At 71.0% G+C, this 12,016-nt stretch carries 8 protein-coding genes; 5 read left to right on the top strand and 3 right to left on the bottom strand.

All coding sequences use genetic code 11. The features are described from left to right. Window positions 1-1,394, top strand: a 1,394-nt coding sequence (locus UK23_RS54895; protein ID WP_156213866.1) for an alpha/beta fold hydrolase, incomplete at its 5' end; no start/stop codon positions are given. A 33-nt stretch (window positions 1,395-1,427) separates the two neighbouring features. Here the strand turns inward: UK23_RS54895 and UK23_RS45550 are convergent. Then, entirely contained in the window at window positions 1,428-2,738 is a 1,311-nt protein-coding gene (locus UK23_RS45550; RefSeq protein WP_045318086.1) for an MFS transporter, read from the bottom strand. 432 nt (window positions 2,739-3,170) lie between these two features. Here UK23_RS45550 and UK23_RS45545 point away from each other — a divergent pair, with 432 nt between their 5' ends. Beyond that, window positions 3,171-3,797, top strand: a complete 627-nt coding sequence (locus UK23_RS45545; protein WP_045318085.1) for an LmbU family transcriptional regulator — start codon at window positions 3,171-3,173, stop codon at window positions 3,795-3,797. Between the two features lie 27 nt (window positions 3,798-3,824). Here UK23_RS45545 and UK23_RS45540 read toward each other — a convergent pair whose 3' ends face one another. Both UK23_RS45540 and UK23_RS45535 read right to left on the bottom strand, forming a co-directional pair. Then, a complete protein-coding gene (locus tag UK23_RS45540) occupies window positions 3,825-4,082 on the bottom strand; it encodes a phosphopantetheine-binding protein (protein ID WP_045318084.1) in 258 nt (85 codons plus the stop codon). Between the two features lie 3 nt (window positions 4,083-4,085). After that, a complete protein-coding gene (locus UK23_RS45535) occupies window positions 4,086-4,313 on the bottom strand; it encodes an MbtH family protein (protein ID WP_045318083.1) in 228 nt (75 codons plus the stop codon). Between the two features lie 193 nt (window positions 4,314-4,506). Here UK23_RS45535 and UK23_RS45530 point away from each other — a divergent pair, with 193 nt between their 5' ends. From UK23_RS45530 to UK23_RS45520, 3 genes are read left to right on the top strand one after another with little or no spacing between them, the layout of a single operon-like run. Next, window positions 4,507-6,825, top strand: coding sequence for a beta-ketoacyl synthase N-terminal-like domain-containing protein (locus UK23_RS45530; RefSeq protein ID WP_045318082.1), 2,319 nt, complete (start codon window positions 4,507-4,509; stop codon window positions 6,823-6,825). Then, the gene (locus tag UK23_RS45525) at window positions 6,822-11,030 is read left to right on the top strand and encodes a non-ribosomal peptide synthetase (protein WP_045318081.1); all 4,209 of its coding nucleotides are present in this window, start codon (window positions 6,822-6,824) and stop codon (window positions 11,028-11,030) included. Before UK23_RS45530 ends, UK23_RS45525 begins: the two co-directional genes overlap by 4 nt. 42 nt (window positions 11,031-11,072) lie before the next feature. Next, window positions 11,073-11,963, top strand: a complete 891-nt coding sequence (locus UK23_RS45520) for a S41 family peptidase (protein WP_045318080.1) — start codon at window positions 11,073-11,075, stop codon at window positions 11,961-11,963. The last annotated feature ends 53 nt before the right edge of the window (window positions 11,964-12,016 follow it).

Genomic DNA, 12,016 nt, shown 5'->3' with positions numbered 1-12,016 from the left:
GGCCGGGGCTGACCTCGGAACGGTTCGTGGCGTGCCCGTTCGGCGAGCCGGGTGAACGGATGTACCGCTCCGGTGACCTCGCGCGGTGGCGGACCGACGGCAGCCTGGAGTACCTGGGCCGCGCGGACCACCAGGTGAAGATCCGCGGGTTCCGGATCGAGCTCGGCGAGGTCGAGGCCGTGGTGTCCGGCGCACCCGGTGTGGCCCGGGCGGCGGTGATCGTCCGGGAGGACAGGCCGGGGGACAAGCGGCTCGTGGCCTACGTCGTGCCGTCTCGTGCCGGTGAGGTCGATCCCGCCCTGGTGCGGGAGTTCGCCGGTGGGGCGTTGCCGGAGTACATGGTCCCGATGGTCGTCGAGCTGGACCACCTCCCGTTGACCTCCAACGGAAAGCTCGATCGCCGGGCACTGCCCGCCCCGCTCGCGGACAGGACCGCGACCGCCGAGCCGAGGAACCCGCGCGAGGAGGTCCTTTGTGGACTCTTCGCCGACGTGCTGGGCCTGGCGCGGGTCGGGATCGACGACAGCTTCTTCGACCTGGGCGGGCACTCGCTGCTCGCCAGCAGGCTGGTGGCGAGGGTGCGCGCGGAACTGGGCGTGGAGCTCGGGATCCGGACGCTGTTCGAGGCGCCCACCGTCGCGGGTGTCGCGGCACGGCTCGGCCGCGACCAGGGCGACCCGTTCGAGACCCTCCTGCCGTTGCGGACCGACGGCGATCTCGCGCCGGTGTTCCTCGTCCACCCGATCGGCGGGCTGAGCTGGTGCTACTCGCGGCTGCTCCCGCACATCCCGCAGGGGCACCCGGTGTACGGGCTGCAGTCGAGCGGGTTCGCGGTGGGCGAAGCGAGTCTGGAGTCGGTCGAGGCGCTGGCGGCCGCGTACCTCGCCACCACGCGGGAGGTGCGGGCGGACGGGCCCCGGATCCTGATGGGGTGGTCGTTCGGCGGCACCGTCGCCCAGGAGATGGCGGTGCAGCTGGAGGAGGCCGGCGAGGAGTCGCCGCTGCTGGTGCTGTTCGACTCGGTGCCCGGTGTGGGCGAGGAGACGGACACCGAGGCCGCCGGTGATCTGCTCGACCTCGTCGACCAGTCGATCCGGGGAGCCGGGGCGCTGGCACTTCCTGAACTGTCGGCCGTGCGGGTCGGCGCGCTGTCCGAGGTCGCGCTGCACTGCCTGCGGATCTTCGCCGCCCACCGGACGCGGATGTCGCTCGGGCCGATCGTCAGCATCGAGGCGGACGGGTCGAGGCGGAGCCGTGAGGGCCTGGAGTGGGCCGGGTTCGTGAAGGGCGAGGTCGAGGTCCACGCGGTGGACTGCGACCACGAGGAGATGATGGATCCCCAGCCGGTGCGGCGGTTCGGGCCGGTTCTGCACGACCTGCTCACCCGGCCGTGAGAGCACGGGACCGGCCGCGGCCGGTCCCGGAGCTCAGCGGCCGGCGTCCTGCTCCTCGCGCAGGTGGGCGGGCGTCTCGTAGGCCCGCGCCACCGCCGCGGGGGTGAAGACCCGCCAGGTGGAGACCGCGACGACGGCCGCGACGACGAAGCCGAGCCAGTACGGCGCCGTGATGCCGAACTGCTTGGCGAGCACGCCGCCGAGCAGCGCGCCGACGGCGTTGCCGCCGAAGACGATGAACAGGTTGAGGCTGGCGCTGCGGCCCATCAGCGCTGGCGGCGTCAGGCGCTGGCGCAGCGAGTTGCCGACCATGACCCACAGCGCGCAGTGCACGCCCAGCGCGAACAGCGCGAAGCCGACGACGTACTGGTTGAGCGAAGTCGCCAGGGTCAGGTGGGTCGCCGCTTCGACGAGCAGGCCGATCCGGATCGTCCAGGTGGCCGTCACCCGCTTGACGAGCCGGTCGCCGAAGATCGACCCGAGGACACCGCCGACCGCCATGCAGGTGATCAGCACGCCGTAGCCGATCGAGCTGAGCCCGAGCCGTTGCGTGGCGAGCAGGACCAGCACGGACCCCGCCCCGATCAGCGTGATGTTCAGGATGCCGATCAGCACGCTCATCGTGCGCAGCATCGGCTGGCCCAGCAGGAAGCGGAAGCTCTCGGCGATGTCCGCCTTGACCGACGCCAGGTTCTCCTTCAGGCCGGCCTTGGCCGGGCCCGGGGTCTCGGCCTCCTTGCCCGCGGCCCGGAACGTGCCGGGGATCAACGCGATCAGCACGGCGCTCACCGCGTACGTGCTCGCGTTGACCAGGAACGGGATGCTCGCCGCCACCAGGAACAGGAACCCGCCGAGCGGTCCGGCGATCATCTGCTGCGTGGTGGTCACGCCGCCGATCAGCCAGCCGTTCGCGCGCTCCAGCATCTGGTGCGGCACCACCGCGGGCACCATCGACTGCCCGGCGGAGCGGAACAGCACCTCACCGGTCTCGATCACGAAGAGGCTCAGGAACAGCAGCCACAGCGGCGCGTGACCGAGCAGCATCGAGGTGCCGAGCACACCCATCACGACGACGCGGGCCCAGTCGAGCCTGATCATCAGCCTGCGGCGGTCGACGCGGTCGACGAGCACCCCGCCGGGCAGCGTGAACAGCAGCCACGGCAGCCAGATGGCGATCGAGATCGCCGAGACGGTGAGGGGGTCGCTGGTCTGCGAGGCGACGAAGAGGGGCGCGGCGATCGTGACGAGCCCCGTGCCCAGTGCGGACGACGTGTTCGCCGCCCACAGTTTGATGAAGTTGCGGCCGAGGCCGGGCGCCGCCGCAGTACGTGCTGATTCCCCCATGCGCTGGAACATAGCAGTGGCGGCCGGGCGTCCGGGACGAGTGTGTCGAGTTCAGCTCGTTCGAAGGAATTCGATCATCCGGCGGCAAACCGTCACGGTGAATGCAGATGCGGCCGAGTCGAGTGGTGGTTTCGAAAAAGCTGTGACGTAGGTCTCGGCGGCGCGCGTGGGCTCCTGGCCGGGCTGTGCACGCCGAGGCTGGTCATCGTGTGCGCAAATGCGGCCTCAGTAGATCAACGCTGGTAGAGGGCTTGCGTGCGGCGCCGACCCTTGTGTTCGCGTTCACCTGGAAGTGGTTCGAGGCCCTGATATAGTGGAAGAAGTTACACGTTGGGTAACTGGGGGGTTACTGTGCGTTTTGAACCTGTCCCGGTGCGTCCTCAAGGGGTGGTCGTACCGCAGGCAGTGGCCGCAAGGGTGGCCGGACGTCCGATGGGATCGGGTGTTCAGCTCCACAAGTCCGGCTTGCTGTTCACTTCCAAGCAAAGCATCGTGATGTGGGAGAGCCTCGGCGCCAACCTGCTTTCTTTCGCGGATTCCTCCGCGTGGTGGATCGCGGACTGGCTCGTTTACGGCGAATCCACGTTCCAGGACCGCTACGTCGAGGCGATCAAGCGGACGTCGCTCAGTTATCAGACGCTGCGCAACTACACCTGGGTCGCCCGCAGATTTCCGCTGTCCCGCCGGCGGCAGAATCTGAGTTTCAGTCACCACCTCGAAGTGGTGGCGCTGGAACAACCGCAGCAGGACTACTGGCTGAGAAAAGCGGAGCAGTTCGGCTGGAGCCGGAACAAACTGCGCGGGCAGGTCCGCAGCAGCCGGACCGAGCAGGGCGCGATCGAGCAGGGTGCCGCCGAACCGGAGTCCGGGTGCGAGCCCGTGCCCGAGCAGGTGTCCGTCCACGCCGCGGACGCCGCGGACGCCCCCGAAGGGCGGCTGCTGCACCTGCGGCTCTCCGACGAGGACCTCGCGAGGTTCGAGGCGGCGGCCAAGGAGGAGAGCGGCTCGGTGGAGGTCTGGGCGGCGGAGATGCTGCGCCGCGCCGCGGCAGGGTTCTGACCTGCGATTTGACGTGCTGCGGCCTGGTCAGGCCTTGTCCGCGACCAGGCCGTTGAGCGCGTCGCTGAGGTTGCTCAGCACCGGGTTCTTGAAGATGACGCGGACCGCGCGGGGGATTCCGAGCTCCTTGCTCAGGGCCTGCCCGAGGCGGATCGCGACGATGGAGTTTCCGCCGATGTCGAAGAAGTCGTCGTTGATGCCGATGCTCTCGTTGCCCGTGAGCTTGCGCACGTTGCTGACGACGAGCTCGTCCATGGGGTTGCGGAACTCGCTTTCGACCGTCATCTCTCAGTCGCCTTTCTGACGCTGTTCGTCCATCGCACCGACAAGGCTGGCCGGCCTCATGTCGGTCCAATTCGCGGAAACGTGCTCGAGACAGTTCTGCCGGGTGTCCGGACCATGCGTCACCGTCCATCCGGCCGGCACCGCCGTGAACGCGGGCCACAGCGAATGCTGGTTCTCGGCGTTGACGAGGACCAGGAAACGGCCCTCTTCGTCCTCGAACGGATTCGTCACGGAACTCTCCCCTGCGGAATCACTCTAACGGTCTGCGGCGACACTGCGGCAGGCGTCGCGGCAGCACGCCGGGGCGCGCTGTCCATGATTGCGCTCGTCTCGCCGGCGAGACAACATCGGAGCGCGGCTCGATGTGCGTTCGCTCGTCCCGTCCGGCAACTCGAGCCGACGCTATTCGTGAGGTTGGTGGGTAATGTCTGAGCGTGTTGCGGTCGTCGGCATGTCGATCCGCGCGGCCGGTGTGCGCGACACCGCGGATTTCTGGAGGCTGCTCGTCTCCGGCGGTTCCGGGCGGCGTGAATTCGATTACGACGAATTGGCGCGTCGCGGTGTTCCCGAACACAGGTACAAGGACCCGGCTTATGTGGCCGCCGCCTATCCGATGGCGGACGCACTCGGATTCGACCCGGCCGCGTTCGGGTTCGGCCGGTCCGAGGCGGAGCTGACCGATCCGCAGCACCGCGTGGTCCTGGAGGCCTGCTACCGGGCGGTCGAGAGCTCCGGGGCGTTCATCGGGGCACTGCCCGACCGGGTCGGTGTCTTCCTGGGTCAGCGGACGAGCGACTACGGACCGCGGATCGACTTCCGCACCGACGGTGCCGTGGACCAGTCGGCGCTGTCGGTCGGCACGAGCCCGGACTACCTGTCGACCCGCGTCTCCTACGCCTACGGCCTCACCGGGCCGTCGATGACGGTGCTGACCGCCTGCTCGTCCTCGAACGTCGCCGTGCACCTCGCCTGCCAGGCCATCCTCGCCGGTGAATGCGACTCGGCACTGGCCGGTGGCGTCTCGGTGAACATCAGGGACGCGGGTTACCTCGTCACCGAGGGCGGCATCTACTCACCCAGCGGGCGGTGCGCGCCGTACACGACGTCGGCCGACGGCACGGTGGAGAGCAACGGCGTCGCCGTCCTCTTCCTGCGCCGCCTCGACCTGGCACTGGCGGAGGGCAACCCGATCCTCGGCGTGGTCGCCGGTACCGCGGTGAACAACGACGGCCGGGAACGCGCGGGCTTCACCGCGCCGGGAGTCGCCGGTCAGGTCGAGCTGATCGAGGAGGCCCTCGACGTCGCGGAGCTGCGCGCGGCCGCCATCGGCCTGCTCGAAGGCCACGGCTCCGGCACCGGCATCGGTGACGCGCTGGAGATCGACGCGGCGACCCAGGCCTTCCACTCCTCCGGCGCCCTGCCCGGCGAATGCCGCCTGCACTCGGTGAAGGCGAACGTCGGCAACCTCACCGCGGCCGCCGGTGCCGCGGGTGTCATCGGCGCGCTGCTCGCGTTGCGCCACGGGCAGATCCCGCCCAACGCACCGCTCGTGGGCGGCGCACGGCCCGTCGACGTGAGCGGGACGCCGTTCTCGCTGGCGGACCGGCTGGTCGAGTGGCCGCGGTCCGAACAGGGCCGGTACGCGGCGATCAGCTCGTTCGGGCTGGGCGGCACGAACGGTCACGTCATCATCGGTGACGCCGAGCACGAGGTCCGTGCCGCGGAACGGAAGGGCCGGTCCTGGCAGCTGCTGCCGCTGTCCGCGGACGACCCGGAGCGCCTGGGCGCGACCGTGCGGGAGCTGCGTGCGGCCGTGGACGGCTCCACCGAGAACTCCTTGCGGGACATCGGGCACACGCTGCGGGTCGGTCGTCCCGCCCTCGCCGTGCGCACGACCGCGCTGGTCCGGGTCGGCGACCCGGCCGCCGTGGCGTGGCCGGACGCGGGACGGCACCACACCGCCCCAGCCACCCCGCCCACCCTGGTCCTCCTGCTGCCGGACGAGGTCTCCGCCGGGACTTTCTCCCTCTACGGCGCGGAACCCGCCTTCCGGTCCACTGTGGACGAAGGGCTCACCGTCGTCGAACAGGTGGTGGGTCAGGAGATCTTCGCGGGCGTGCGCGACGCGTTCCGGCTGGGTGTCCTGCCGTCGGGCGCGGAGGTACTGCGACCCGTGCTGCATCTGCTGGGCCTCGGGCAGCACGCGTTCCTCGGCAGCGTGGGCCTCGCACCCGACGTGCTGGTGGGCCTCGGTACCGGTGAGCTGACCGCCGCCGCGCTGAGCGGCGTCCTCTCACCCGAGGACGCGACGAGGGCGGTGTGCCGCCGCGGCCAGGGCGACTCGCGCCCGATGCGCGATCTGCGGCTGCGGGCACCAGAGACGCCGATGATCTCCGGCGTCACCGGTTCGTGGTTGTCCGCCGACGAGGCCCGCGATCCGAGCTACTGGGGTGTGCAGCAGGGCGAGCCCGTCGCGGCGGAAGACGCGCTGCGCACCGTGACCGCGGCACACCCCGACGCCGAGCTGCTGCGGCTGGCCGGCGACCACGCCGACTGGCTGCGCGCCGTCGGAGGCCTGTGGGAGCGAGGTTTCCGGGTCGACTGGCAGGCCTACGCCGAGGACGACCACGCGCTGCTGACCGATGTCGCGCCACGGGTCTTCGGCCGGACGCCGTACCTGCACCCGGCACTGCTGGACGACTGCCCCGGGATCGACCCGGCGGAACTGACGGGGGACCGATGACTTCCGAGGCGAACGCGCACCCGGTCACGCCGGCACAGCAGCGGATCTGGTTCATCGAGCAGCTCGTGCCGGGTACCGCGCTGCACCACCTGGAGGCGCGGTTCGCCGTGCGCGGTGAGCTGGACGTGCCGGCGCTGGAACGAGCGGTCAACGCCGTGATCGCCCGGCACGAGGTGCTGCGCACCCGGTTCGGCGTCGTGGACGGCACCCCCGTCCAGGAGGTGCCGGCACTGGTGCGGGTGACGGTGCAGGAGCGGGACGGTCTGGCGGGCTTCGCCGCGGAACCGTTCGACCTCACCGCCGCACCCCTGGTGCGTGTGGGCGTGGGCGGCGGTGAGCTGGTGTTCGTCCTGCACCAGCTGGTGGCGGACACCGAGTCCGTGGACGTCTTCCTGCGCGAGGTCGCGGCGTTCTACCGGCAGGACGGCGCGAGCCTGCCGGAGCCGCCGATCCGCCGGCGCGAGGAGCCCGAGGCCGCAGAGGTGAAGGCGGCGGTGAGCGCGCTGGACGGTTTCCCGACCGTGCTCGACCTGCCCGCGGATCGTCCCCGCCCCGCCGTGCAGACGCTCGCCGCGGACCTGACGTCGTGGCACGTCCCCGCCCCGCTGGCCGACGGCCTCGAAAAGGTGGCGCGCGAGCACGGCGCGACCGTGCGGACGGTGCTGCTGACCTCGTTCGCCGCGGTGCTGAGCCGGTGGTCGGGGCAGTCGCGGCTGCTGGTCGCGACCCCGCAGGCGCCGCGCACGGAGGCCCTCGTCGGGCCCCTCGCCACCACTCTGGTGGTCCCCGCGGACCTGAGCGGCGACCCGTCGTTCACGACCTGCCTCGGCCGTGTGCGGGACGTGACGCTCAAGGGCTCCGGGCCGGACGTCCCGTTCGAGGAGCTGCTCGACGGCGTGGCGCCGGTGCGCAGCCTGTCCCACAACCTGCTGGTCCAGGTGATGCTGACGGTGCAGGACGGTCCCACCGCCGCGCCCGACCTGCCGGGCGCCGCCCTGGAGCCGATCATCTTGGCCACCGGTTCCTCGCCGTTCGACCTGGTCCTGGACGTCACGGTGCTCGACGCCGGTCTCGACTGCCGGCTGCGGTACTCGACCGACCTCTTCGACCGGGCGACGGCGGAACGGTTCGGCCGGCACCTGTTGCGGTTGTGGGAGATCGTCGCCTCCGGTCAGGACTTCCGCGTCGAGGACGTCGACCTGACCGACGCGGCGGAACGGGCTGTGCTCGCCGAGTTCGGCACCGGACCGGTGCGCCCGGTCGACCCCCGCGCGTTGCCCGCACGGCTGCGGGAGACGGCGTCGCGCCGCCCGGACGCCGTGGCGGTGCGGGCGGCCGACGGTGCCTACACGTTCGCGGAGCTCTTCCACAGGGCCGGGGTGATCGCCGCGGAACTGGCCGCGCGCGGGCTGAAGCCGGGTGACCTGGCCGGTGTCGCGCTCCCTCGCGGCCGTGACCTGCCCGCCGGTCTGCTCGGCGTGTGGCTCGCCGGTGGCGCTTACGTGCCGATCGATCCGGGATACCCGCGCGCCCGACTGGAGCAGATGACGCACGACTCCGCCATCAAGGTCCTGCTGAGCACGCGCGACCTCGCGGAGCGCGTGCCGGTGCCCGCGGGCACCGAGGTCCTCGCGCTGGACGAGCCGCTGACCGCGATCCCGGCTGCGCAGGCGGACGTGGCGGGCACCGACGTGGCGTACGTGATCTACACGTCCGGCTCCACCGGTCGTCCCAAGGGAGTGCTGGTCGGCCACACGAGCCTCGGAAACCTCCTGGACGACTTCGCGGTGGAGTCGTCGTTCGGTGAGAACGACAGGCTGCTCGCGCTGACCTCCCTCTCGTTCGACATCGCGGGACTGGAGCTCTGGCTCCCGCTGCTGACCGGAGGTGCGCTGGTCATCGGCCCGGCGGGAGTCGGCGGCGACCCGGACGAGCTGCACCGGCTGCTGGCGGCCGAGGAGATCACCGTCGTGCAGGCGACGCCCGCGACGTGGAAGCTCTACACCGCGACCACCCGTGTCGCGCCGGCCTCGCTGCGCCAGATCTGGTGCGGTGGCGAGCACCTGCCGCACTCGCTCGCCCAGGCCCTGACCGCGCTGGGGCCGGAGGTCCACAACGTCTACGGCCCGACGGAGACCACGATCTGGTCGACCAGGGCGGTGCTGCGGCGCGACGACACGTCCACCGGCATCGGCAGGCCGATCGCGAACACCAGCCTGTTCGTCACCGACCCCGCCTGCCGCCCGGTCCCGCTGGGCGTGCCGGGAGAGTTGTGCATCGGCGGCGCGGGTCTCGCGCTGGGCTACCTCGACCGGCCGGAGCTGACCGCCGAGCGGTTCACCGAGGTGCGGGGCGAACCGGTGTACCGCACCGGCGACCTGGTCCGGTGGAGCAACGACGGCGACCTCGAGTACCTGGGCCGCCTCGACGACCAGGTGAAGATCCGCGGGCACCGGGTGGAGCCGGGGGAGGTCGACGCCGCCGCCCGGTCCTGCCCCGGCGTGCGCGACGCGTGCACGATCGCGGTGAACGACCAGCTGATCACCTTCGTGACGCCGCGCAGCGAGCAGGACCCGTCGAGTGACACGACCGGCGACTGGCGCACCCTGTGGGACAACACCTACGCGGAGGGCGAGCCCGCCGCGCACGACGACTTCAACCTCAAGGGCTGGCAGAGCAGCTACACCAAGGAACCGCTGCCGGAAGCCGACATGCGCGACTGGGTGGAGCGGACCGTGGCGCGCATCGCCGCGACGGGCGCCCGCACGTTCGCCGAGATCGGGTGCGGCACCGGACTGCTGCTCCTGCGGCTCGCTCCGGACGCCGACAGCTATCTGGGCGTCGACTTCTCCCCGACGGCCATCGGCCACGTGCGCGACGCGGTCGAACGGCGCGGCATCGGCGACCGGGTACGGCTGGCGACGGCGACCGCCGAGCAGATCGCGGAGGTGGCCGCGGGCGACCTCGTCGACTGCGTGATCATCAACTCGGTCGCCCAGTACTTCCCGAGCGTCGGTTATCTGAGCGACGTGCTGACCGCGGCGAGCCGGATCGTCGCTCCCGGCGGTCACATCTTCGTCGGCGACCTGCGGTCCCTGCGGCTCGCGGAGGCCTTCCACGCGAGCGTGGTGCGGGCCGACGAACGGCTGCGGCCGGAGGAGCTGCGCGCCCTGGCCGCCCGGCACGCGCTGGAGGAGGACGAGCTGCTCGTCGACCCCGGCTTCTTCACCCGGCTGCAGGACGCCCTGCCCGCGGTGACCGGAATCCAGGTGTCGCTCAAGGAGTCCGGCTTCGACAACGAGCTGACCCGGTTCCGCTACGACGTGCTTCTCAAGATCGGTGCGGAGGTCGCCGGCCCGCCTCGCGAGCACCACGACTGGGAGGACCTCGCCCGGCTGGAGCAGGTGCTCGCCACGTCGACCGCCGGCGCAGTCGTCGTGGACGGCATCCCGAACGCCCGCGTCGCCCGGTTCGCCGGACTCGTGACCGGCGCCGCCGCGGAACCCGCGTGCACGCTGGAGGAGCTCGGCGAGATCGCGGCCCGGCACGGCCTGCGGGCGCACCACGCCTGGTCGTCGCGGCGGCCGGAAGAGGGCCGCGTCCGAACCACCTTCCTGCGCGGCGACGGCCACGGGTTCGTGCACGACCGTCCGGCGGCCGACGGTCCGGTGAGCAACGACCCGAGACAGGGCACGCTGCTGCGGGTGCTCAAACACAGCACGCGCGCGTTCCTGCGACAGCGCCTGCCCGAGTACATGGTGCCCAGCCGAGTCCTGACGGTGCCCGCACTGCCGTTGACCCCGAACGGCAAGACCGATCGCAACGCCCTGAAGAACGTCGCCCGGCAGCACACGCCGAGCACGGACCACCTCCCGCCGAGCGACCCGGTCCAGGACCTGCTGCACGAGGTGTGGTGCGAGGTGCTGGGCGTGTCCAGGGTCAGCGTCGCGGAGAACATCTTCGACGCGGGCAGCACGTCGCTCCTCGTCGTGCGGGTACGTCACGAACTGCGCGACCGCCACGGCATCGACGTTCCGCTGACCGCCTTCTTCGCCCACCCGACGATCTCCGCACTCGCGGCCGTGCTCCAGCCGGCGGCCGCCGCACCCGCTGAACGGACTGCGCGTCCTCGCACGCGCACCACGGCCGCTGCGACCGCGGTTCGCCGGCGGGGGAGCCGGCGGGCAGAGGAGGGGCGGCGCTGAAACTCGGCTGCCGGCGGCGTGCCCCGAAGCTAGTGTGCGCCCGTGCGTGAACCAGAGATCGAACTCCTGTGCTCCCAGCTAGCCTCCTACTACGTCTTCCCGGACACGGCCGCCGAGATCGCCACCGTCCTGCGCAGCCGCCTGGCCGAGGGTGCCTACGCCGACGCGGCGGACGATGAGGAGTTCGCGGCACGGGTCACGAAGGACCTGCAGAGCGTCAACGGCGACAAGCACCTCCGCCTGCTCCACAGCGAGGCCGAGGTCCCGGACAACGGCCAGGAGTTCGCCTGGGACCAGGAGGCGTACCGGAAGGAAGCCGAGCAGGACGCGTTCGGCATCACCAGGATCGAGCGCCTCGAGGGCAACATCGGCCTGCTCAAGCTCCGCATGCTGCACGACGCCGAGATCGCGACGCCCGCCGTCACCGCGGCCATGAACCTCATCGCGCACACCGACGCGCTGATCATCGACCTGCGCGACAACGTCGGCGGCGACCCCAACACGGTCGCGCTGATCTGCAGCTACCTGTTCGACGAGCGCTTCCACCTCAACGACATCTACGACCGCACCACGGACACCACCGAGCAGTACTGGACGCTGCCGTTCGTGCCGGGCCCGAAGTTCGGCGGCAAGAAGCCGATCTACGTGCTCACCAGCAGCCGCACGTTCTCCGGTGCCGAGGAGCTGAGCTACAACCTCCAGCAGACCAAGCGCGCCACCCTCATCGGTGAGACCACGAGGGGAGGTGCCCACCCCGGCAGCCGCTACCGGGTCGGCCCGCACCTCAAGTCCGCGGTTCCCAACGGCCGCTCGATCAACCCGATCTCCGGCACGAACTGGGAAGCCGTCGGCGTGGTCCCGCACATCGCGGTTCCGGCCGACGAGGCGTTCGAGGTCGCCTACGAGAAGGCGACCTCGAAGACCGGCGACTAGGGCCACCAGGAACCACCTCAGGCGCGACTCCCATCGACCCCGGACTTCGATAC

The sequence above is a fragment of the Lentzea aerocolonigenes genome (genome assembly GCF_000955955.1).
Lineage (GTDB): Bacteria > Actinomycetota > Actinomycetes > Mycobacteriales > Pseudonocardiaceae > Lentzea > Lentzea aerocolonigenes_A.
The sequence above is the reverse complement of the archived record's forward strand: the minus strand, read 5'-3'. Positions and strand labels throughout refer to the sequence as shown.